Genomic DNA, 22030 nt, shown 5'->3' on the forward strand with positions numbered 1-22030 from the left:
AGGGACAAGGCTCGCGTCTCAGATCGCCTCGGCCCGGCTGATCATCGCGCCGGCAATTCCTGCAAAAATCAGCGGAGGCATCCAGGCTGCCATCCACGGTGGCACCATGCCGAGCTCCCCGAGCGTGACGGCCAATCCGTCCACAATGAAAAAGGCAAAGCCGAGACCGACACCGACCACGAACATCACCCCAAGCCCTCCGCCGCGTTTGAACCGCACCGACAGCGGCACGGCGAGCGCGATCATCAGGAGCGCGGTGACGGTCGCCGTGAGCCGTTTCATCAGCCAGGTCTTGTAAACCTGAGTTGGTCTGATGCCGAATCCGGCATTCTCGATGAAATATTCGAGATCAGTGGCCGACATTTCCTCCGGGTCCCCCGAACGAGAGCCCGCGGCCGCCGGCCGCATCGCGCCGCTATAGATCATGCGATCGAGCCGGTTGGGCGGCAAATTCTCCTGGTAATAGACTGTGACATCCTTGAGCTCCCAGCGGCCATCCACCAGCTCGGCCGTATTCGCCATGAGCTGTTCCTGGAGAATGCCATTGCTGTCCCTTCGGAAGATGATCACATCGCGCAGGACGGTCGCATCGATATTGCTGGCGCCCGCCCGCAGAATGTCATTGCCCGAGCGCATCCAGATCGGATCGCCCTCGCCAACCTTGAGTTTCTTTTCCCCGTAATCGCCGATGCCCCACGAATGCAGGGTGGGCGCGGCGGCGGGGATCGCATAATTATTGAGCGCGAAGGTGAGGGCGCCGATGGCGATCGCGATCGGTGTCAGCATGCCGATCAGCCGGATCTGCGACACACCCGTTCCCCAGACCGCCACGAGCTCATTGGAATTGCTGATCTCCATCAGGAGAAGCAACGTGGCGAGTAGGGCCGAAATGCCGATGAAGCTCGAGGCGATGGTCGGCAACCGCAGCAATGCGTAATAGGGCACGGCCCAGGCGGTCGCCCCGCTGAGCGACAGGATGTCATCCACATAGGTGATCACATCGAGCGTCACCACGAACAGCGAGACGCCCAGGAGGATCATCAAGAAGCGCACCACGAACATCCGGGTGAGCATTCTCGCGAGCGTGCCCATCAGCTACGCCCTTCCGATGGCTTGGTGCGCCGGAAGCGGCGGCGGATCCAGTCATTGAGCCGGTCGAGGACGGGCTCGAGCCACTCCGACGGTACGGTGAAGCAGACCTGATAATATCGATAGCCCGCAAAAGCCGTGAGCGCGAGGAAGGGGAGCCACAGGGCGATATAGGGCGAGGCGCTGCCAATCTGCACGATGACGGAGCCCTGCTCGATGATCTCGTGATAGGCGATCAGGATGATGAGCGCGACGCCAAAGCGGTAGGCGCGCATCCCGCGTCGGCGCCCCAAGGCGAAGGGCACCGCCAGGAAGGTCAGGATTGGCAGCGACAGAATGTTGACGAGCCGCTTGTGCAGCTCGGCCCGCATCTTCGCCGGCGTGGAATCGGCGGGCACGGGGGTGGCCGGGTTGATCAGCTCTGGCAGCGTGAGCTCCCGCTCATCCTCGCCCCGCGTTCTAAACAGCCGGTCCGCCGTGCTGCCCAGGGGTGTTTCCCCGATCGCGAAATTGCCCACCACCTGCTTCGGGGTGGGATTGGCCGGATCAACCCCCGGCCAGCCCTCGACCCGGAGGCGATGCCCGTCTTCGAGCCGCAGGACCGGCCTGATCTCACCAGGCACCTCCACCAATTGCCCGCTGCGCGCCGTGATGGTTTCGCTTCCCCGCGGCCCCCTCTCGTCGAATAGGAAAATATGCTGGAACTTGCGTGTGCCGCGCTCGAGTTCGTCCAGGATGAACGTGCGCGGGCCTGCCTGCATGAACACGCCTTCCTCGGCGAGATAGAACACGTCCACGTTCTTCACAGAAAACAATATGGCCCGATAGGCATAGCGCGCATGCGGCTGCGCCCAACCGAAGATGACAAGCGATGCCAGCATCAGGATACCGGCCAGCACCAGCACCGGTCGGACGAGCTGGTGCAGACCGATCCCCGCGGCAAGAAAGGCATCAAGCTCGCTGTTGCGCGAGAGCTTGTTGAACCCGAACAGGAGCCCCAGAAACAGCGCGGCCGGCACCGCGAGGCCGAGATAATGCGGCACCAGATAGGCCAGCATCTCGAAGACGATGGCGAAGGAGTTCTTCTTGCCCAGCGTGAAATCGAGCAGCCGCACCAACCGCTCGGCCAGAAGCACGAGCAGGCCGATCGCCATCGCACCGATGAGCGGCGTTGAGATCTGTCGCAGAATATAGCGCGATCCAATCAGCATCGGAGAAGCGATCCTTGGCACATATCTGCATTTCCACTGCCGCAAGCTCTATCGAGCTTGCCGCGCCCGGGAAAAGCAGCGCTGCCCCTTCTTCGCGTCCTTGAGCTCAAGAGTTGTGGCCTTTGGTCCAGCACGCCTTGAGCGTGCTCACCAGCTTTTGCCGCAACGTTGCATCCGGCGTGACCGCAGCGCCGAGATTGGGCACGGCTGGCCAGCCCTTGTCTTCGAATGCTACGCCATCGAAGCTCTGCGCCGCCTGATACCGTGGCAGCACGTGAAAATGCACATGGGGATCAACCATCATCAGCATGAGATAATTGATCCGGTCATAAGTCCGGAACGCCTTCAGGCTCGCCTCTATGTCGCGGCTGACCTCGGCCAGTTCACTGAAGGCGGCAACCGAAAGAGCGCCAAACGCCGTCTCCTCGCCCTTATGGGCCAGCACCAGGGAGCCGAGCGTTGCTTGCGCCGGCCGCAACAGCACGCACCAATGCTCGTAGTCCTCAATCAGGGTCTCGGGAAATCCGAATTTGGCGATGGTGGTATTCAATCGACTTGTCCAGATTATTTCATGGTTGGGAAAAGATGCAGGCCGGCGGCGGAAGCTTGGGCGGCCGGCTGCTGTCCATTGCTGATCAGCACCCGTTCAAAAATGTGCTCCTAAGCGGATCTTCAGCCACAAGGACCATACTCGTGTTGCAATCCCTCGCCAAGCCGTGGCTTTTGGAAACCGCGAGCAATTCTGTCACCCCGCGGGGATCAGAACGGGATCGCGAGGCTGCTCGGCGGCTGGGTTCATATCGAGCTGAAAATTGTCGGTTTCGCGGAACCGGCCACTCGCCTCATCGAAGCTGCGCACCGCAACTGAACATTGCCACTCGCCCTTCGCGCGAGCAATGCGATAACAGTACCAGGCGGCTGACGGCTTCCCGTAGCGGCCAAGCGCAGAGGCCGAGGGCACCCCGACCACCTGGACCGGTCCGCTGCGCGAGAACACCTGTCGCAGGGAGTGTTCGTGATTATGGCCATGGAGGACGAGCTCGGCACCCTCCCGCTCGATCACGTCCCGAAACGCGCGGGCATCTTCCAGTGCCTTTCGCGGCGAATTCATGCCGGGCAACGGCGGGTGATGGATCAGGATCACCCTGAAAAATCCACGGTCTTTGAGCAGCGGCAGCAATTCGCCCAGCCTGTGGATCTGTTTAGGTCCAACCAATCCCGATGCGACCAGGATCGGCGTCGGCACAGCGGTGGAGACCCCGATAATGGCGATGTTGCGCCGGGTCCTCACGAAGGGGAAGGGATCATCTCCCGTGCCCTTGCCCACATGCATGTCCCCGGTGAAATAGGGCTGCCACAGCCCGAGACCCTTTTCCCATGCAACCGGAACATAGGCATCGTGATTACCAGGCACCACCGTCACCTTGTCGGGCGGTCCTACCGTCTCGAGCCATCGCGTAGCGGCCTTGAACTCCGATCGGGTCGAAATATTGACGAGATCTCCGGTTACCGCGATGTGATCGACCTGCGCTCGCGCGATGTCCTCCACCATGAGGTCGACGATCTCGCGCCGGTGAATGAAGCGCCGGCGCCGCATCCAGGATTGATATCCGTAGAAGCGCTTGGTCGCGAGATCCTTGAGCCGTGGCGGCTTCAGGGGAGCCAGATGTGGGTCTGAGAAGTGAGCCAGGGTGAACATTTAACACAATTAAACCGGCTGAACGGCGTTGACAGGTCGGCAATGCGATGCGATCTCAGGTGCCGACTCTCCGGTGGTTCTATCAGAAAGGCAGCCCAGTGAAAGTTCTCATCCTTGGCGCAGGCCAGGGCAGTCGGCTCCTGCCGCTCACCGAGGACATTCCGAAGGCCCTGCTCGATATTGGCGGCAAGCGGCTGATTGCAAGGCAGATCGAGGCCTTCGTCTCGTGTGGCGTCAGAGAATTCGTTGTCATAACCGGCTATGCTGTCGCAAAGATGGAACAGGCTTTGAGCGAGATCGCCGACAGCCTTTCTGTCTCCATTAGGACGGTATTCAATCCTTTCTATTCCGTTGCCGATAATCTCGCCAGCTGCTGGATGGCCCGGGCCGAGATGGATGGTGAGTTCATCCAGGTCAATGGCGACAACGTCTTCGCGGCCGATATGGTCGAGCGGCTGCTTGCCGCGCCCCCCCATCCCGTCACGGTCGCTGTGAACTACAAGAACAGCTACGACGCGGACGACATGAAGGTGGTGCTCGAAGGCGAGCGCCTTCGCGACATCGGCAAGACACTGCCGACCGACAAGGTGCACGCTGAGGCCATCGGCTTTTACATCTTCCGGGGCGAGGGGGGCGCGCTCTATCGCCGGGTGCTCGAACGGGCCATGCGCGAACCCGCATCCCTCAAGCAATGGTTCCCGTCCGCCATCGGCACTCTTGCCAGACAGACGGATGTGAGAACCGTGCCGGTCTCGGATGTGCAATGGTGCGAGGTTGATTTCCCCGCCGATCTCGATCAGGCCCGCAAGCTAGTGGCCGGCTGGTAGTTCCGGCAGCCCTGCGGCTGCTGCCCTGCGGCTGGCCAGGATGCTCTCCACCAGTTCCTTGTCTGCTGGCTTGTCCACATCGATCGCCGCCTCTGCGAAGGGCATGAGGATCGGCTGCGCCTCGAGCTCCAGCTTGCGCGAGGCCTCTTGGAAGGCACGCGCGAGACTGAGGCGTCCCAGCCCATAGAGTAGGAGCGGGCGGATCCCGAACGCTCCCACCAGACGGAAGGGCTTCTTGCGGAGCTGATCGAGCCTGTCCCAGAACGCGATGGCCTTGAGGCCGGCCTCACGATTGACCGCGAACAGATTGCAGCCCGATACCCGGTCGCCGGCAAAGCGGAGGAATGTGCGCTGCGAGGAGGGATAAGCCGCCAGGATTGTTTCAGCGGTCGCAAGCCCGGCGGTCAGATCAGCCCCTGATGCTTGCGAGGCTCGGATGAAATGGTCGAGCATCGCCTGGTCGAGCAATGCATGATCCGCGGTGGTGATGAGCAGCGGCAATCTGACGCCCTGCCGCTCGATCGCATCGATGATTGATCGCGGCGCGCTCTGGCTTGCCGGAATGATCCGCGCGGGAACACCTGCTTCAGCGGCGAGCGACTGGCCGATATCGGCCCGGTCGATCGAGACGGCGATGTTTCCGGCAAGACGGCTGTGGCTCAGCGCGGCGAGGACCCGGACCAGCATTGGCACCCCGCCGACCGGGATCGCGCATTTATGGCTCACCGCGAACGCTTTCGCCATGGGATCATTCGCACCCCGCCCGGCAGCAAGCACCAGGACGTTGTAGGGTGAAAGCCTTGGGTTCTCAGTGCCGGAGCCCCTAGAGATTGCGTTCATAGATCCGGTACGTCTTATAGGGCTTGCCGCCGAGCAGCTCGATCATCCGGCGCATCGCCACGTTATCTTCGAGGATCCAGGACAGCTCGGCGCGATAGGTTCCCCGCTCCGTGTGATAGCGCCGAACCGCATCGATCACCGCAAGCGCCAACGCCGATCCAACTGCGGACGATTGATATTCCTTGCGCACCCCCATCAGCGGCATGCGGACGGCCTCGGGAGCCTTGAGGGCGCGCGTAGCAAGCTTCGTCCATCCGAAGGGCAGAAGCCTGCCGTCGAGCCCTTTCAGCCAGCCATTGACATCGGGCAGGCTGACGGCCATCGCGGCCGGATTGCCGCGATATTCGGCGATGGCGATATAGCCCTCTTTCACCAGGAACTTCAGCTGATTGCCCATATTGCGGATCTCGGCGGGCGTCATCGGCACGAAACCCCAATTGTCCCGCCAGGCGTCGTTGAAAATATCGATGATGACATCGAGATCCTGAAACAGGCGCTTCTTGGAGAGCGGCCGCACTGTCAAGTCGCCGGATCTGCGGACCTTGTCGAGCAGGAGTTCCATCGACCGCGGCATCGCAAGGCGCGCGTCATAGTCATAGGCGATGACGTCCTTCGCCTTTCGATAGCCGAGCGCTTCGATATGCCCCGCATAATAGGGCGGATTATGCCCCATCATGACCCGTGGACTCGTATCGAAGCCATCGATCAGCAATCCGGTTTCCTCATTGATCGAAAAGCTGAACGGTCCCTGGGCGATCCGGCTATCCCTGGCCCTGAGCCACATCTCCGCCGCATCGAACAGGCTTTTGAACACCTGGCCGTCATCGACTGCCTCGATGAACCCGAATTGGCCGGCATGGCCTGGATGACGCTGCCGATGCAATTGGTCGACCTGTGCCGAGATGCGCCCGACCGGTACACCATTCCTGAACGCCAGGAACAAGGCAGCTTCCGCATGTTCGAAATACGGGTTCTTACCCCGCGTTAAAACCTCACGCCGCTCGAAAGGCAGCGGTGCGATCCAGTGCGGATCACCACCCTGGATCAGCTTGGGGATCTCGATAAACAGCTTGAGATCGCGAGACGAGGCGACGGTGCGGATCTCGACCATGGACCTGGAATGGGCCGGAGCTGTTGCGGTCGCGTCAAGCACGCAAGGCTGCATCCTCTGCGATGCCGATCGGCATGACCTTCCCGCCGGCGACCTGATAGAGCCGCGTGGCAATGGCTGTCCAGGCCGGACGATGCGTGATCGCAATGATCGTATAGGAGCCGCCGAGCATTTGAATGTTTCGGCAGATCTCCAGCTCGGTTTCCGGATCGAGCGCGCTGGTCACCTCGTCGAGGATCAAAAGCTTGGGATCGCCCACCAGAGCCCGCGCGAGGGCGATGCGCTGCCTTTGCCCGCCCGACAGCTTGGTTCCGCGCTCGCCCACCAACGTATCGATGCCGTCGGGCAGCTCCTTCACGAATTCCAGCGCATCCGCCTTCTGGAGGGCGAGATGGATATCCTCGCGCGTGATCGTGGTGTCGCCCAAAGCGATATTGTCCGCGATCGTTCCATGCAGCAGGCTGATCTCTTGTGGGACATAGCCGATCATGCCGCGCCAGGCCGAGAGCTTCACCTCCTCGATCGGCACCCCGTCGATCAGGATCCGGCCCTGCTTGGGCTGGTAAAGACCGATAAGCAGATCGATGATGGTGGTCTTTCCCGCACCCGATGGTCCCTGCAAAACCGTGATTTCGCCAGCGGGAATGGTGAGATTGACCTGATGCGAGACGAGCCGGTCCTTATAGGCGAAGGAAACATTCTCGAAGACGATTCCTTTCTCCAGTGTCGGCTGCAGCACACCCCGGTCGGGCTCGCGCTGAGCGGCAGTCTCCTCGATGAGCTCCGTCACACGCCAATAGGCGCTCTCAAGCTCCACCGCGGTCTGGTAGTTCTGCTGAATTTTGCCGGTGATCGACACCACCTGGTAGAACAGGATGCCCATCACCACCAGCTCTGGCAGCGGCACCGCCCAGACATCGGCCGCGAGATAGACGCTTGCGCCGAGCATGATCGCGATCAGCACCTCCTCACCATAGGTAAGGCCTTGCTTGGCGAGCACCTTCTTCACCAAGGCTTTTCGCAGGCTCTTGATTTTGCGGGCGAACAGGGCAGCAAACGGCGCTTGCCGGTTCATGCTCTTGAGCGGCTTGATATTGTTGAAGGCATCCGAGACATAGGTCACGAGCTCGGAGGTGCGGTCGGTTTGGCGGCGTCCGGCGCGGCGCGACACCCGCACGAGCACGTTCAGTGACAGGATCAGTCCCATGCCGACGGCGATGCCGGTGAGCGCGAGCTTCCAGGAGATCAGCACGGCAACGGCGAGATAGACGATCCCCTGTGCCAGAAGCGAGACGAAGCGCGCCGCGGTGAAATAGGCATCCCCTGATCGGGTCGCGTCATTGCTGATGGCATTGGCGATACGGCCGACCCTCTGGTCAACGAAATAGCCCCATTTGACCGCCATCAGCTGCTCGAGCAGCTGCGCTCTGATATTGGCCGACACATCCGCAACCGAAATGCCGGCATAGGAAAGCGCCGCGAAGGATAAGACCGCCTTCAGGATTAAGGCGGCCGAGACGATCGTGACCAGATTGCCAAGGGTTGGTGCAATCCCTAGCAGCCCGAGGCCCTCGGAGACCATCCGATTGAGGGTGGATGTGCTGCTATCCGCATGGCCGCCGATTTGCGAAATGGTGGGCAGCAGCGTGCCGAGGCTGACTGCCTCCGACAGGCCGGCGAGCACAAGGCAAAACAGCACCAGAAAGGGTCTGGTGCCGCGTGCCGTGATGAAGATCTTAAGAACATTTAGCATTTTCGCGGCGCATCCAGCCACGAAAGGCGAGGCTAAGTCAACGCGGCATGTGGCGTCGCGATCAGCTTTGCGCTTCGTCGCTTAATTTCTCGAGATTTGCGTCAGCGCGACGGGTCGCCGCCTCGAACCGGTCCTCGAAACTCTGCATGTTCTTTTTTGGCTCTTGGTAATAGGCCGTGAGCTTGAGCAGCTTCACGAAGCTCGAATTCACCAGCCGTCCCCAGAAGCGCATGGGCCGGTCGAAATCGAACAGGAGAATGACGCGCTCGTCTTCGGTATCGTTCCAGACCTCATGCTCATAGGTATCGTCGAAGACGAAGATCTCGCCCTCGCGCCACACGCAGATCTGATCGGCGACCCGCAGTCGGCACCGTTCGGCGTCCTTTGGCACGATAAGGCCGAGATGGGCCCGGAGAATGCCTTTCGAAACGCCGCGATGCGCCGGAATGTGATAGCCCGGGGCGAGGATGGAGAACCAGGCGGTCTGAAGATTGGGGACCTGCTCCAGCAAGCGCGTTGTGACGGGCGTCTTGGCACAGTTCTTCGGCAGTTTCTCGCCGAAGCCGAACAGGATGAACGTGCGCCAGTTATTGCCTTTGGCGATTCGCTTCTGATCGGGCGAGACTTCCTGGAAGGTTGGCACGGCTTCCCGGTGTTTGAGCACCTCGGCGATCTCGTCGCGAATGGTCTCCCAGTTCTGGGTGAACTTTTCCAGGAAGGGAAAATCGCGACTGTCCATGACCGGTTTGTCGCCGACCAGCGACTGCTGCGCCAGGAAATCAGCCAGGCCGCGGATAAACCGCTTGCCGGTCTGCTTGACGTATCTGCGCCGTTTCTGCTTCAACCAGGCAACGACGCCAATATGGGAATCTTCGCTGATACTGGACATCTCACTCGACCCTGGCTCGTCGCGCACGGAATGTCTGTCATTACGCGCCGCGAGGATGTATCTGTCACTCCCGCATTGTCGCACAATGTTCAATCTTTGTGCGCATTATATGGGGTTCACTAACATATGTGGGCGCGAACTCAACTAAAGATTGGCTGGCGCGACCTCCTGGCAGGTGCATCTTATGGCCTCCTTCCCGCCAATCGGGACCGTAAGGCGCAGGAAGTCGAGAGCTACTGGTCTAACGGTCGTGAAGTCATGGCGGCCTATTCTGTGCGCTCTGGCTTTCATCTCCTCTTGAGCGCGCTCGACCTGAAGCCGGGTGATGAGATCCTCTTTTCCGCGCTGAATGTGCGCGGCATGGTGCGGATAGTGGATTGGCACGATCTCGTAGCCGTTCCGATCGACCTTGATATCGCTCATATGGGCCCATCCCTCGAGCGCTTGCGGCGGGCGATAACGCCCCGCTCGAAGGTGCTGGTTGTGGCGCATCTCTTTGGCACCCATCTTGATCTTGATCCGATCTTCGATCTTGCCAGGGAACAGGGCCTCCTGATCGTTGAGGACTGTGCCCAGGCCTTCGCCGGCCAGAACTATCCCGGTCATCCCAAGGCGGATGTTTCCATGTTCTCCTTTGGCCCGTTGAAAACCGCCACCGCCTTGGGCGGCGCGCTGATATCGGTGCGGGATCCGGCTCTGGCGCGACGCATGCGCCAGATTCAGGCGGGCTGGCCCGTCCAGCCGGAAAAAGCGCAGCTGAAGCGTGTGGCCCAGTTCGCGGGCCTGAAAGTGATCACCTCTCGCACCATCATGGGCCTGATCTATCGCTTCTTCCATGCTCGCGGCCAAGACTACGAGGACGCGGTCAGTGAGCGGGTGCGTAATGTCGCCAACTTGAAGAAGAAGAACAACCTGGAATACCAGCCGTCCTATGCAATGCTCGCACTGATGGACCGGCGCATCAGAACATTCAAGGACGACGTCTTGAAGGAGCGCGCCGACTGCGGCGAGCGCCTGCGCAAATATCTCGGCGATGCCGTGGTGATGCCCGGCCAGGCCAATGCTTATTGCGATTACTGGGTCTTCCCCATTCTCGTCGACAACCCTCGCGCCTTCATTGAGGAGCTGCGGGCTGAAGGTTTCGACGGCGCCAATCTACCGCGCTCCCAGGCCGTTTCCGCACCGGAGGACCGGCCGGAGCTCGAGCCGAGCATCGCCGCGCAGGCCCTCTCCGACCTCATTGTGCTGCCATGTTATCCCGGCATGCCGGATGCGGAGCTGAAGCGCCAGGCCGAAGTGGTGCGCCGGATCGCGGCGAAGGTTGGCACGGCCCGCACCTCCGCCTATCGGGATGCCGTTCCCCAGTGAGATGGCGGCGCGCCTAAACTGCCGGTTCGATCGCCTTGGGCGCCCGCGCGCGGGGGTTGCTGACCATGGCCACCCCCACTGCGGCCACACCCATGCCGATCCAGGCGATCAGCGGCATGGTTTCGGATAGGATCATCCATGAGAGGACCGCGGCGACCGGCGGCACGAGGAAGAAGAGGGCGGAAACCTTGGAGGCCTCGCCGCGGCGCACCAGCATGAGCAGCAGCGATATGGCGATGATGGAATTGCCGATCACCAGATAGGCGAGCACGGCCGCAAGCGGTATCGTCCATTCCACATGCAGATCGCCCAGAAACCAGGCGATAGGCGCCATGCCGACCACGCCCACCGCACATTGCACGAGATTGGCTGTGATCAGGTGCTGCTTGGAGCCGAATCGCTTCTCGTAAAGCGTGGTCGCAGTCATGGCCAACAGGGCACCGAATGCGCAGGCGATGCCCACCGTTGAATTGGCCTCGACACTGGAGCGCGACAGAATGACCAGGGCCGCGCCCGCAAGCCCGAGGACGAGCCCCAGCCAATGAATCAGCGTGACCCGTTCCGCGGCCGACCATGGCGCGAATAGGCCCACCAGAATGGGCTGCATCGAGAGGATCAGCGCCAGCGCTCCCGCGGAAAGCCCGAACGCGACGCTGGAATAGGCCAGCGAGAAATACATCACCTGCAGCATGAACCCGGTGATGGCCAGGTGGAACCACTGCCAGCCGGTCCTGGGCAAGGGCGGCCGCGCGATCACGTAAACCGGCAGCAGCACTGCCACGATCAGCACATAGCGCAGGAAGAGCAGCATGAACGGATCGGCATATTCGATGCCGATCTTCATCGCTGGAAACCCCCCGGACCAGAGCAGGAGGAAGATGAACGGAGCAAAAGCAAGCCAGACTGGCCGAGCGACGTCATTGCTGGCTGTTGAGGATGCGGTCATAAGTATCGGACTACCTTCAGGCTGTGCTGACCTTCTTGCTTGTCTTTGTTCCGTGCAGCCGCATCCGCTGGAATGGCCACAAATGAGCCCGCAGGCTAACCTTCCATTCGCCCGATGGCGGTAGGAAGCCGTGGCGTCTCTGCGGTGCAGTCTCGCTGTGCGGGCTCCGCGCACGCAAGCAGATTTGTGTGCTTGCATAGCTGGGTTGCATGGACGCAGGATCTGCTTCTGATTTGCGAGGTACAGCGTGTCATCTCTTCCGGGCCCGCTCGCGCGTCTTCTTGCCCGTACAGTGCTCCACCCCCTTCATCGGCTGCGGCGCGGCGCGACCTTAGGCATTCGGGTGATGCTGGTGGACGACGCCGGACGCGTGCTTCTGGTCAAGCACACTTATGTTCCCGGCTGGATGCTGCCCGGTGGCGGCGTCGAGCACGGACAGACCTGCCTCGATGCCGTTCGGTGCGAGCTCGACGAGGAAGTCGGTGTAACCCTGCTCGAGCCACCCCGGCTCATTGGTATTCTCGCCAATTTCGCCCGCCAGCCTGGAGATCACGTGGCGCTCTATTACGCCCACAAATGGCGCCAGCGGCCGGTCGTCTCACCGGAAATTGCCGCCTCTGGTCTCTTTTCCTTGCGCGACCTCCCGCCGGATGCCTCTCCTGCAACCCGCCGCCGGGTGGCCGAATATCTCGGCGAGACACCCTTGGCGGAGCATTGGTAATCCCGGATCACGCGAGGTGATCGCGGCCGGCTGGGCTCGTGAAGTCGAGCTCCGGCCCCACTGGCACGATGCCGGTCGGATTGATGGTCCGGTGGCTGCCGTAATAATGCAGCTTGATATGCGCAAGGTTCACCGTTTCGGCGACACCCGGGACCTGATAGAGGTCGCGCACATAGCCGGAAAGGGCAGGATAGTCTGAGATCCGGCGCTTGTTGCACTTGAAATGTCCGAAATAGACGGCGTCGAACCGCACCAGTGTGGTGAACAGGCGCCAATCCGCTTCGGTAAGCTGATGCCCCACCAGATAGCGCTGCTTGGCGAGCCCGGCATCCAGCCGGTCGAGCGTCTCGAACAGGGCGCGATAAGCCTCTTCATAGGCCGCTTGCGTCGTGGCAAAGCCGGCCCGGTAGACACCATTGTTCACGGCGCCATAGACACGGTCATCCACCTCATCGATCTCGGCTCGCAGCGCTGCTGGGTAGAAATCGAGCCTGTTGTCAGTCAGCTCATCGAATGCCGAGTTGAACATCCGAATGATTTCGGATGACTCATTGTTGACGATCGTGGCGCGCTGCTTGTCCCAGAGCACCGGCACGGTCACGCGGCCGGTATAGTGAGGGTCGGCCCTGAGATAGACCTCGTAGAGCCGCTCGGCCCCATTGATGGCATCAGGGATGGCGCCGGCGCGGTCTGAGAAGACCCAGCCTTGCTCCAGCATGAGCGGATCGACAATGGACAGGCTCACGTGATCGGTGAGGCCCTTGAGCTTGCGGAAGATCAGCGTGCGGTGCGCCCATGGGCAGGCCAGCGACACATAAAGGTGATAGCGCCCGCTCTCTGCCGCAAAGCCGCCAGCCCCGCTCGCCCCGGGCTCGCCATCGCGGGTCACCCAGTTCCGAAATGACGAGGGCTTGCGCTCGAAAGCACCGCCGGTCGAGCGGGTGTCGTACCAGACATCCTGCCATTTTCCGTCAACCAGCATTCCCATGGGACCACTACCCTCCTATATCTCACTTTACCTGGGTCGGCTCTCATGATATGAGCGCCATCCTTGTCGACCAAAAGGCTCGTTCCATGCTTGGCATGCTGCCGGTGACATTGCGACGACGATCCGAGGGCCGCGCGGAAACACCGCGCCGGCGTCCATAATCCGTCGCGTCCGGCACGAGCACCCGATTTCATCGTTATAGGGCTGTCCGTGCGGGAGCGCGATGCTTCCGCAATGCCTTATGGGACACCCCGAGATGAACGCTCTCATCCCTCTGACGCTGAAGCCGCAGCTGCCTCATGACCACGCCGCAGTCGAGGCCCTGCTCGACCGCGCCTTCGGGCTTGGACGCCACACCAAGACCTCCTACCGGCTGCGCGAGGGAGAAAGCCCCGTCGCCGAACTGTGCAGGGTCGCCTGGTTTTCTAGCGAGATTGTCGGCTCTATCTGCTATTCGCCTTTGAAGATCGGCGAGAAGGGAACGGATGCCCTGCTGCTGGGTCCTTTGGCGGTCAGCCCCGACCTGCAGAATTGCGGCATAGGCATGAAGCTGATGCAGGCGACCCTGGTTGATGCGGCGACCCTTGGGCACAGGCTGGTCATCCTCGTGGGCGATCAGCCCTATTATGCCCGAGTGGGCTTTGCCAAGGTGCCGGAAGGCCGGATCATCCTTCCAGGACCGGTTGATCCCGACCGGCTGCTCTATCGCGAGCTTGTGCCCCATGCCTTCGATGCGGTGAGCGGTCTCGTGCTCGGCCCGAACCGCTGGGAGGAGGTCTATGGGGATGCCGCACCTGCAGCTCTGGACGGCCGGCTCGCCCGCCTTCATCAACCGGCGAGCGCCTAGAGCGCTTTCGAGCGAAAAGCGGAAACGCTCTATAGGTCAGCGTCCTTCCCGATACCAGGTGAGCCCCATCGCGCCGAGGAGCAGCGCCAGCGCGAGCAACGTCGAGAACAATGGCACCTCGGTCACCTCACGTAGGCGATAGGCGCCATTGTCCCTGAGCCCGAGCCAGCCTGACCCGCTGGCCACGCGGCCCTCGGCCACCTTCCGCAGCCGCGGCACCGTGATGTCCTCGCCTGCGCGATCGGCCAGCCAATAGAGCCCGCCACCCGTAGCCGACGTGACAGGCTTGAGCTTATCCTCCGTCGCTGCGATTTCCGCAGCCTCCTTCGGGTCGGGGCTGCCGACCGCCGCAACCGACTCAATCTTGCCGTCGCTCAACCGGTGCAGGCCGACTTCGCTCACCGGCACCTCGCCGCGCCACAAGCCTGGCTCAATCTCGGCGAGCTTGGCAGTGAGCTTCGCGCCCGAGGGCGTGGTGACGGTCACCTCGTTCACCGTGTCGGCCATGGTGCGCCGCTCGATGATGAGCCGGTTGCCGTCATGGCGCCCGATCAACGCCTCTTCCTCGAGGTCCGGCTCCTTCATCAGCCAATGCGCTAGCCGGCGCAGCAGCTCCGACTGAGGCCCGCCGCCGTCGTAGCCCCGCGCCCACAGCCAGGCATGATCCGAGAGCAGCTGGGCGACGCGGCCCTCGCGATAGCGCGAGAGGATCATCAACGGCTTGTTCTGCGGACCGGACATGACCGCTTCGCCGCTCATCTGGTCCACATCGATCAGGCGGAACCAGTGTCCCCAATGCGGAGGCGACTGCTCCGATCCAGGCAAGTCCCGAGTGACGGGATGCCGCTTGCCCTGCTCGGTGATTTCCGGCCGGAAAGGTTCGACGGTGACGCCGCCCGTCGGCGCGCTCGGCAGCACCGTGGAAAGCGGTGAGCGGTAGAGGCTCAAAGGAGAGGCATAATCGGGTCCCGCCGCCAGCAGCACCGCGCCGCCCCGCTCCACATAGGAGACCACATTGGCGAGATAGATGGCCGGCAGCACGCCGCGCCGCTGATAGCGGTCAAAGATGATCAGGTCAAAATCATCGAGTTTCTCAGAGAAAAGCTCGCGCGTTGGGAACGCGATCAGCGATAGCTCGCCGATGGGCGTGCCATCCTGCTTCTCCGGTGGCCTGAGAATGGTGAAATGCACGAGATCAACCGAGGCATCCGCCTTGAGCAGGTTACGCCAGGTGCGCTCGCCCGGATGCGGCTCACCCGACACCAGCAGCACCCGCAGCCGGTCCCGCACGCCCTTGGTCTCGACGATCGCGCTATTGTTCTGAAGGGACAGCTCATTCTCGAGCGGTGCGGCCTTGAGCTCTGTCAGGGTGAGGCCGCCTCGCGACAGCGTGATCGGCAACTCGACCGACTGCCCCACTGAGACCGTAAGATCCCGCATCGCCTCGCCATTGACGGTCACGGCGACATCGACCTGTCCGTCCTGCGGAATGTCCCGCCCGGTTTGCTCGACACGGAACTTGATGATCTGCCGTTCGCCGACAATGCCGAACCGGGGCGCCTGCTCGATGACGATCCGACGGTCGCGCTCATCGCGATTGCCGGTGATCAGCGCATGCACCGGGCCGTTATAGCCCTGCGTCGCCACATTCTGAGGCACGTCATGGACCTGCCCGTCGGTGATCAGGATCGCGCCTGCGAACCGGTCTGGCGGGATCTCCGACATGGCCGAATTGAGGCCCGTGAACAACTGTGTTCCCTGCTCGGCGCTGCTGAGTCCGGACTGAACCGTCACCTTCCTGATTTCGAGATCAGGGATGCTGCGGGCCGCTTCCTCTACAGCGGCTGCTGCGGCTTGGCTGCGACTCTGCCGCTCGCCAATATGTTGGCTCTGGCTGTCATCCACCACCACGACCGCGATATCGGAGAGCTTGTCGCGCTCCTCCCGCCGGGCGGAAGGATTGAGCAGCGTCAGGAGCAGCAATGCCAGCATGCCAAGGCGCAGCAGCCCGCCGCGCGCCCTCGAGACCAAGGCCAGCAACACCACCACGGCGCCGATCCCGCCCAGCACCGCAATGATCCAGAGCGGGACGAGGGGAGACCAGGAAAAGGCGAGATCGAACGGAAGGCCGTTCATGAGCAACCAGACCCTTTCGTCATTGACCGAGCCGCTCCAGCAGAGCGGGCACATGCACCTGGTCGGCCTTGTAATTGCCCGTCAGCACATACATCACGATATTGACGCCGCTGCGCAGCGCCATCTCGCGCTGGCGCGCGCCGCCCGGCACGGGCGGAAACAGCGGCTGGCCATTCGCATCCGCGGCCCAGGCTGCGGCATAGTCGTTGGACCCGATGATGACCGAGGAAACGCCGTCGAAATTGGCCGAGCCTTCGGGCGTATTGCCGCCGCTGGCCTCGACCCAGAGCTGTCCACCCGCCCACCGGCCGGGAAAGGACTGCAACAGGTAAAAGGCCTTGGTCAAGACGTGCTCCGGTGGGACCGGCGCGAGCGGCGGCACATTGACATTGGCCAGAATGCGCTGCAGCGCCCGCGTGCCCGGGCTCACTTGCCCCGTCAGCTCCTGCAGATTGCTCTGGTGATCGCGGGTGTCGAAGAGGATCGTGCCGCCATTCTTGAGATAGGCGTCAACCCGCGCCGCCGCGGCAGGCGACAGCGCCGGCGCATCCGGCAGTACCGGCCAGTACAGCATCGGAAAGAAGACGATCTCGTCACTCTCGATATCAATCCCGACCGGGGCGGCAGCTTCAACCGCGGTCCGCTGCGCCAGGGTATCCGTCAGGCCCGCGAGCCCGGCCTGGCTCACCTCATCGACTTCGGAATCGCCGGTCCGCACAAAGGCGAGCTTGGTCTCGAGCGCGTTCTCGAGGGCGAAGGACGGGTTGGGGAGGGCCGCTTCACCCTCCTGCCCATGCCCATCGATGGGATGAGCGAGGAATGCAACGCCGATCATCACGGCGGTGCCCGCCTTGGCAAAACGGGCCCGCAACTGACCCAGGGATCCCGAGAGCATCAGCACGGCGAGTGCATCGAGCAGGAACAGCACCAAAGCAGCAACGAGTAATGGGCCGGCAAAGGAGACGGTTTGCGCCGGCTGATAGGTGCTGAGGCTGACGGTGCTCGGCAGTGCCCCGATCGGAGTGAGCTCAGGAGCCTCTTCATGTAGGTTCAACGCGCGCGTACGGCCATCACGCCCGTAAAGCCCGGCAGGATGTTGCGGACCGGGCCTCGTTTCATTGAAGGCCGCCAGTGGAATAGGCCGGGTATCCGCGGGCGGGTCCACCATCTCGCCAAACCCGTTGAGCACCCGCAGCGGGGCGAAAGCACCACCATTGACAGCGGCCGATGGGCTGGTCGCCTCCGTTGCGGCAGCACTCTCCGCTGGCGCTGCCCCCGATGAGATGCTGCCGGGCGCCATATCGAGGATCCGGCGCAGCATTTCAACGAAGACGCCAGACAGAGGCAGGTTCGACCAATCCGCATTGGCCGTGACATGGAACAGCACCACGAGCCCGTTGCCCCGCCGCTCGGCAGTGACCAGCGGGGTGCCGTCTGCCAGCCGCGCCCAGACCTTGTCGCCGAGATCGGCGGTGGGTTGCGCCAGCACCTGCTTGGCGACATTTACCTCCGGACTGATCGCTATGCCCGCAAACGGGCTCTGCTCATCGAACGGCGCAATCGGCTGTGGCTCTTCCCAGGTCAAGGCCCCGCCGAGCGCCCTATCTCCTTCGCGAAGCTCCACCGGCACGAGATCGTCATGACCGGCCGCAAGCCGCGGGCCCGCAAAGCGCACGAGCACACCTCCGCGCTCGACCCAGCTGCGCACCGCGTCCCGATCGCCAACCGGAAGCTGGCCGATATCGGCCAGAACCAGCATGGAGAGACCGCTCTGAAGCGTGGCGCTCAGGTCGGTATTGCCGCTCGCCGTCGCATTGCTATCGCTGACGGTGCGCAGCTCCGCATAAGGCTCGAGCGCCCGGGTGACATAGTAGAGCGGCGACAGCAGCGGTTGATTGGCTTCGATCGATCCCGCTGCCTCGAGCCCGACGGTCTTCCGGCTCCAGCGGTCATCGAGAAGATAGACGGCGCCCGCGCTGCGCTCCCCGCTGATATCGATCCGGGCGACCTCGTTGCGCAACTGCAACGGCAATTCCATGGTGGTCGTCGCGCGTTTCTCGCCCGCCGCAAACCGCAGGCTCTGTTCGGCGAGGCTGCGGCCATTGCCCGCGAGCGCCCGGGCCGTCACTGTCTGGTCACGATCCGACCGTGAGCGCGAGGCGGCAATGGCAAGTCCTTCCCCGGCCAGCTGTGGCGCGCCGACCGCAAAGGCCGTTTCGGTTGCCGGCGGCACGATCACCCGCACGCGCGATCCCCCGCCCAGCTCCTGCAGGCTTGCGGCAAAGCGCGAGGCATCGCCATAATCGAGGCCATCCGAGAGCCAGAGGATATCGAGCGGCTCGTGATCACCGAACGTATCGGCGAGATGCCGGGCAAGGCCCGCCCGATCCGGGGTGAGCGCCTTGGGCTGAAGGCTGCTGACCGTATTGGCAACATCCGCAGCCGCCTTGGCTTCGAGCGCCGGCGGTGCCTCCTTTGGCGAGGTTGTGACGAGCACCACCGGCTGATCCTTGTCGCGGGCTCGGTCGATCGCCTCACTGGTTACCCGCAGCCGGGTTGGCCAGGTCTTGGCGGCCGCCCAGCCATCATCGAGCACGATGAGCAAGGGGCCGCTGCCGCCGCCCGCTTGACCGCTCCGATCGATCATTGGCCGCGCCACCGCGAGAATGAGGCAGGCGATCAAGGCCATGCGCAGGAGCATCAGCCACCAGGGGGTCTTATGCGGCGTCTCCTCCTTGGCAATAAGCCCGAGCAGGAAGCGGATCGGCGGAAAGCTCACCCGCTCTGGCCGCGGGGGCGTGAGGCGCAACAGCCACCAGATCACGGGCAGCAACAGCAGCGCCCATAAGGCAGCGGCAGTCTGGAAGGTGATGGCGCCGATCGTCAGCATAAGGGCCTCATCCTCCGGTCAGCATATTGCCTGACAGCCTGCTATAAAGCGGCAGGATCGCCCGCTGTGGCGGCTGATCCGTATGATGGAGCGTGAAGCTCCAGCCCAGCCGCCGCGCGAGCTCCTTAAGGCCTGCCCGATGCGCTTCGATGCGTGCCCGGTACGAGTCCCGCACGCTTTCCGTCCGTCCAATGATAAAGCGCAAAGGCCCGCCACCGGTTTCCTCGAACTCCTTTCGGCCTGTATAGGGGAGATGCTCCTCGGCGGGGTCGAACACCTGGACGATATGCCCGCGCACGTCACGGGCAGCGATGCTCGAGATGCTTTCCCGGAGCTTTTCCAGCGGCACCAGGAAATCGCTGATCAGGATGACATTGGAATATCGCGGCAGGCTCACCTGCGGCAGTCCGCTCTCGGCAAAGCTGCCTTCGGGCAATCCGCTGCTGCCAGCCTCGTTTCCACTCGCGATCGCCGCGAGCTTTTCCAAGCCGTTGCGCGTCGCCACGGGCTGTCGGCCGCTTCCGAGAATGCCAACCCGTTCCCCTGCCGACAGCATGAGGGCAGACAAGGTGAGCAGAATGAGCAAGGCCCGCTCACGCTTGCTGGTGGTTGCAAGCTTCGATTGGAAATCCATGCCCGCAGCGCCGCTCGCCCACAGCCAGACCGTGTTGGCGGCTTCCCACTCATTTTGGCGGACATAGAGCTGGTCCGAGCGGGCTGATTTGCGCCAATCGATCCGCGCGGCCTCCTCGCCCGCCCGATAGCGCTGGAACTGCCAGAAGCTTTCGCCGCTCCCCGGCCGGCGCCGCCCGTGGAAACCCATCGCCACCGTGTTGGCGATCCGGTCTGCTTGGACCAGCAAGGCCGGATAGGCCAGCGCCAGCCGCTGCGCCTCATCGACGGGAGGCTGTGCCGGGGATTGGCTTGCTATCCAGGTGGGCGCCAAACCGTTATCCCAACTTTGCGCAGAGCCGTGAGATCACGCCATCGAGCGTCTGACCATCGGCACGAGCGGCGAATGTGAGGGCCATGCGATGCCGCAGCACCGGATTGGCGAGCGCGATCACGTCATCGACCGATGGCGACAACCGCCCATCCATCAGTGCTCGCGTACGCACACCCAGCATGAGCGCTTGGCTTGCGCGTGGCCCCGGACCCCAGGCGACCGTCTCGCGGACGAATTCGTCCGCGTCACCATCGGGGCGCGCGCTCCGGACGAGATTGAGCACCGCATTCACCACCGAATCGCCCACCGGAATGAGCCGGACCAGCCGCTGCATGGCGAGAAGATCCTCGGCCGTCATCACCGCATCCGGCAGGCTTTCCGCAGGACCCGTCGTTGCGAACAGCATGCGCCGCTCCGCCTCGAGATCGGGATAAGGCACTTCGATTTCCAGCAGGAATCGGTCCAACTGTGCTTCCGGCAGCGGATAGGTGCCTTCCTGCTCGATCGGATTCTGCGTGGCGAGCACATGGAACGGACGCGGCAGGTCATATCGCTGGCCCGCAACGGTCACGTGCTTTTCTTGCATTGCCTGCAGCAGCGCCGATTGCGTGCGCGGGCTCGCGCGGTTGATCTCGTCCGCCATCAGGAGCTGGCTGAACACCGGGCCGCGGATGAACCGGAAATGCCGTGTGCCCGTATCGCTCTCTTCGAGCACCTCCGAGCCGATGATGTCGGACGGCAGCAGGTCGGGCGTGAACTGCACCCGCTTTTCCTGTAGCCCCATCACCCGCGCGATGGTCTCGACCAGCTTGGTCTTGGCAAGACCAGGCAAGCCCACCAGCAGCCCGTGGCCGCCGCTGAGGATGGATGTGAGGGCGAGGTCGATCACGGGTTGCTGGCCGAAGATCACACGGCCGATGGCCTCTTTGGCCCGTCCCAGTTTCTCGCCTGCCCGTTCGATGTCTTCGACCACCTTGTGATCGGCTTCGTTGATGCTCTGCATATCAATTACTATAGTTTTTCCGAGACGTGACGGTAGCCTGCAGGACGGATGTCAAAAAAGAATTCACGTTGTGTGTTCCAAATGAGTGTGGACCGCGACTGCGGCCCAAGAAAGATGACTGGGATCAAATGGGCGTGAGAGGAGAAAAGGTCGCGCCGGCCGGCACGGTAGGAACAACTGCCGATGCAAGCCAGCCAATGCGTGGCCTGAAGGAAGCCGCAGCCGCGACCGCCAAGCGCGGTCTGCCTCCGGTCGACAAGTGGAATCCAGACTTCTGTGGCGATATTGACATGCGCATCGCCGCCGACGGCACTTGGTATTACATGAATTCGCCGATCGGCAGAAAGCCGCTGGTCCGCCTGTTCTCGACACTGCTGCGCAAGGACGAGGATGGCAAGACCTATCTGATCACGCCGGTCGAGAAGGTGGGCATCACGGTTGACGATGCCCATTTCGTCGCGGTCGCCATGGCCGTTGAAGGCGAGGGCGAGGATCAGGTGATCCACTTCATCACCAATGTGGATGACGAAGTCACCGTTGACGATGAGCATCCCTTGCGTTTCGCCCGGGAGGAGGGCACGGACGGGCTCAAGCCCTATGTGCGCGTGCGGGGTCGGTTGGAGGCGCTGGTGGCTCGGGCGATCTTCTATGATCTCGTTGAGCGCGGATGCACTCAGACCATTGACGGCGTATCCTGGTTCGGCGTTTGGAGTTCCGGGCGCTTCTATCCTATGGCACCGGCCGCTGAGATCGGCCTCTGATCCCT

General features: G+C 62.6%; 19 protein-coding genes. 5 read left to right on the forward strand and 14 right to left on the reverse strand.

What is annotated here, in order from left to right:
• Nucleotides 1-18: 18 nt before the first annotated feature.
• The 4 genes from RCF49_RS18310 to RCF49_RS18325 form a co-directional block, all read right to left on the reverse strand.
• Nucleotides 19-1092: an LptF/LptG family permease gene (locus RCF49_RS18310; RefSeq protein WP_342641224.1), complete on the reverse strand. Its 1074-nt coding sequence runs from the start codon at nt 1090-1092 to the stop codon at nt 19-21.
• A complete protein-coding gene (locus RCF49_RS18315; RefSeq protein ID WP_342641225.1) occupies nt 1092-2300 on the reverse strand; it encodes an LptF/LptG family permease in 1209 nt (402 codons plus the stop codon). The genes RCF49_RS18310 and RCF49_RS18315 overlap by 1 nt, the downstream gene beginning before the upstream one ends.
• Before the next feature lie 106 nt (nt 2301-2406).
• Entirely contained in the window at nt 2407-2850 is a 444-nt protein-coding gene (locus RCF49_RS18320; RefSeq protein ID WP_342641226.1) for an HIT family protein, read from the reverse strand.
• Between the two features lie 195 nt (nt 2851-3045).
• Complete coding sequence (locus RCF49_RS18325) at nt 3046-3999, reverse strand: metallophosphoesterase family protein (RefSeq protein WP_342641227.1); 954 nt, start codon at nt 3997-3999, stop codon at nt 3046-3048.
• A gap of 98 nt (nt 4000-4097) precedes the next feature.
• Here RCF49_RS18325 and RCF49_RS18330 point away from each other — a divergent pair, with 98 nt between their 5' ends.
• Complete coding sequence (locus RCF49_RS18330; protein WP_342641228.1) at nt 4098-4826, forward strand: phosphocholine cytidylyltransferase family protein; 729 nt, start codon at nt 4098-4100, stop codon at nt 4824-4826.
• On the opposite strand, the gene RCF49_RS18335 is transcribed toward RCF49_RS18330, so the two are convergent.
• The 4 genes from RCF49_RS18335 to RCF49_RS18350 all read right to left on the reverse strand — a co-directional run bounded on the left by RCF49_RS18335 (nt 4809) and on the right by RCF49_RS18350 (nt 9419).
• Nucleotides 4809-5666, reverse strand: a complete 858-nt coding sequence (locus RCF49_RS18335; RefSeq protein ID WP_342641229.1) for an NTP transferase domain-containing protein — start codon at nt 5664-5666, stop codon at nt 4809-4811. The two genes, RCF49_RS18330 and RCF49_RS18335, sit on opposite strands and share 18 nt — an antisense overlap.
• The gene (locus tag RCF49_RS18340) at nt 5650-6819 is read right to left on the reverse strand and encodes a dATP pyrophosphohydrolase (protein ID WP_342641230.1); all 1170 of its coding nucleotides are present in this window, start codon (nt 6817-6819) and stop codon (nt 5650-5652) included. The genes RCF49_RS18335 and RCF49_RS18340 overlap by 17 nt, the downstream gene beginning before the upstream one ends.
• The gene (locus RCF49_RS18345) at nt 6812-8530 is read right to left on the reverse strand and encodes an ABC transporter ATP-binding protein (protein WP_342641231.1); all 1719 of its coding nucleotides are present in this window, start codon (nt 8528-8530) and stop codon (nt 6812-6814) included. Before RCF49_RS18345 ends, RCF49_RS18340 begins: the two co-directional genes overlap by 8 nt.
• A gap of 61 nt (nt 8531-8591) precedes the next feature.
• Nucleotides 8592-9419 carry an aspartyl/asparaginyl beta-hydroxylase domain-containing protein gene (locus tag RCF49_RS18350; protein ID WP_342641232.1) on the reverse strand — a complete coding sequence of 276 codons (828 nt, stop codon included), beginning with the start codon at nt 9417-9419 and terminating at the stop codon, nt 8592-8594.
• 126 nt (nt 9420-9545) lie between these two features.
• Here RCF49_RS18350 and RCF49_RS18355 point away from each other — a divergent pair, with 126 nt between their 5' ends.
• Nucleotides 9546-10787, forward strand: a complete 1242-nt coding sequence (locus tag RCF49_RS18355; RefSeq protein ID WP_342641233.1) for a DegT/DnrJ/EryC1/StrS family aminotransferase — start codon at nt 9546-9548, stop codon at nt 10785-10787.
• 13 nt (nt 10788-10800) lie between these two features.
• Here the strand turns inward: RCF49_RS18355 and RCF49_RS18360 are convergent, their stop codons facing one another.
• On the reverse strand, nt 10801-11733 hold the full coding sequence (locus RCF49_RS18360; RefSeq protein ID WP_342641234.1) for a DMT family transporter: 933 nt from the start codon (nt 11731-11733) through the stop codon (nt 10801-10803).
• Between the two features lie 247 nt (nt 11734-11980).
• On the opposite strand from RCF49_RS18360, the gene RCF49_RS18365 reads away from it, so the two are divergent.
• Nucleotides 11981-12454, forward strand: a complete 474-nt coding sequence (locus RCF49_RS18365) for an NUDIX domain-containing protein (protein ID WP_342641235.1) — start codon at nt 11981-11983, stop codon at nt 12452-12454.
• Nucleotides 12455-12461: 7 nt separating this feature from the next.
• Here the strand turns inward: RCF49_RS18365 and RCF49_RS18370 are convergent, their stop codons facing one another.
• The gene (locus RCF49_RS18370; protein ID WP_342641236.1) at nt 12462-13442 is read right to left on the reverse strand and encodes a glutathione S-transferase family protein; all 981 of its coding nucleotides are present in this window, start codon (nt 13440-13442) and stop codon (nt 12462-12464) included.
• Between the two features lie 256 nt (nt 13443-13698).
• Between RCF49_RS18370 and RCF49_RS18375 the strand changes: the two genes are divergently transcribed.
• Entirely contained in the window at nt 13699-14289 is a 591-nt protein-coding gene (locus tag RCF49_RS18375; protein WP_342641237.1) for a GNAT family N-acetyltransferase, read from the forward strand.
• 36 nt (nt 14290-14325) lie between these two features.
• Here the strand turns inward: RCF49_RS18375 and RCF49_RS18380 are convergent, their stop codons facing one another.
• The 4 genes from RCF49_RS18380 to RCF49_RS18395 are packed head-to-tail and all read right to left on the reverse strand — an operon-like array spanning nt 14326 to nt 21264.
• The gene (locus RCF49_RS18380; RefSeq protein ID WP_342641238.1) at nt 14326-16425 is read right to left on the reverse strand and encodes a hypothetical protein; all 2100 of its coding nucleotides are present in this window, start codon (nt 16423-16425) and stop codon (nt 14326-14328) included.
• Nucleotides 16426-16444: 19 nt separating this feature from the next.
• Entirely contained in the window at nt 16445-19315 is a 2871-nt protein-coding gene (locus tag RCF49_RS18385; RefSeq protein ID WP_342641239.1) for a DUF4159 domain-containing protein, read from the reverse strand.
• Between the two features lie 7 nt (nt 19316-19322).
• Nucleotides 19323-20261 (reverse strand): DUF58 domain-containing protein, encoded by a 939-nt coding sequence (locus RCF49_RS18390; protein ID WP_342641240.1) that lies wholly within the window; start codon nt 20259-20261, stop codon nt 19323-19325.
• Nucleotides 20262-20265: 4 nt separating this feature from the next.
• Nucleotides 20266-21264: an AAA family ATPase gene (locus RCF49_RS18395; protein ID WP_432807321.1), complete on the reverse strand. Its 999-nt coding sequence runs from the start codon at nt 21262-21264 to the stop codon at nt 20266-20268.
• Between the two features lie 197 nt (nt 21265-21461).
• On the opposite strand from RCF49_RS18395, the gene RCF49_RS18400 reads away from it, so the two are divergent.
• Nucleotides 21462-22025, forward strand: coding sequence for a DUF1285 domain-containing protein (locus RCF49_RS18400; RefSeq protein WP_342644236.1), 564 nt, complete (start codon nt 21462-21464; stop codon nt 22023-22025).
• Nucleotides 22026-22030: the final 5 nt, after the last annotated feature.

The sequence above is a fragment of the Rhodoligotrophos sp. CJ14 genome (assembly GCF_038811545.1).
Lineage (GTDB): Bacteria > Pseudomonadota > Alphaproteobacteria > Rhizobiales > Im1 > Rhodoligotrophos > Rhodoligotrophos ferricapiens.

Coding starts and splice junctions, on each gene's coding strand:
- RCF49_RS18310 (WP_342641224.1), bottom strand. CDS start 1,092: ATGGGCACGCTCGCGAGAATGCTCACCCGGATGTTCGTGGTGCGCTTC.
- RCF49_RS18315 (WP_342641225.1), bottom strand. CDS start 2,300: ATGCTGATTGGATCGCGCTATATTCTGCGACAGATCTCAACGCCGCTC.
- RCF49_RS18325 (WP_342641227.1), bottom strand. CDS start 3,999: ATGTTCACCCTGGCTCACTTCTCAGACCCACATCTGGCTCCCCTGAAG.
- RCF49_RS18335 (WP_342641229.1), bottom strand. CDS start 5,666: ATGAACGCAATCTCTAGGGGCTCCGGCACTGAGAACCCAAGGCTTTCA.
- RCF49_RS18345 (WP_342641231.1), bottom strand. CDS start 8,530: ATGCTAAATGTTCTTAAGATCTTCATCACGGCACGCGGCACCAGACCC.
- RCF49_RS18350 (WP_342641232.1), bottom strand. CDS start 9,419: ATGTCCAGTATCAGCGAAGATTCCCATATTGGCGTCGTTGCCTGGTTG.
- RCF49_RS18355 (WP_342641233.1), top strand. CDS start 9,546: ATGTGGGCGCGAACTCAACTAAAGATTGGCTGGCGCGACCTCCTGGCA.
- RCF49_RS18360 (WP_342641234.1), bottom strand. CDS start 11,733: ATGACCGCATCCTCAACAGCCAGCAATGACGTCGCTCGGCCAGTCTGG.
- RCF49_RS18370 (WP_342641236.1), bottom strand. CDS start 13,442: ATGGGAATGCTGGTTGACGGAAAATGGCAGGATGTCTGGTACGACACC.
- RCF49_RS18375 (WP_342641237.1), top strand. CDS start 13,699: ATGAACGCTCTCATCCCTCTGACGCTGAAGCCGCAGCTGCCTCATGAC.
- RCF49_RS18380 (WP_342641238.1), bottom strand. CDS start 16,425: ATGAACGGCCTTCCGTTCGATCTCGCCTTTTCCTGGTCTCCCCTCGTC.
- RCF49_RS18385 (WP_342641239.1), bottom strand. CDS start 19,315: ATGCTGACGATCGGCGCCATCACCTTCCAGACTGCCGCTGCCTTATGG.
- RCF49_RS18395 (WP_432807321.1), bottom strand. CDS start 21,264: ATGCAGAGCATCAACGAAGCCGATCACAAGGTGGTCGAAGACATCGAA.
- RCF49_RS18400 (WP_342644236.1), top strand. CDS start 21,462: ATGCGTGGCCTGAAGGAAGCCGCAGCCGCGACCGCCAAGCGCGGTCTG.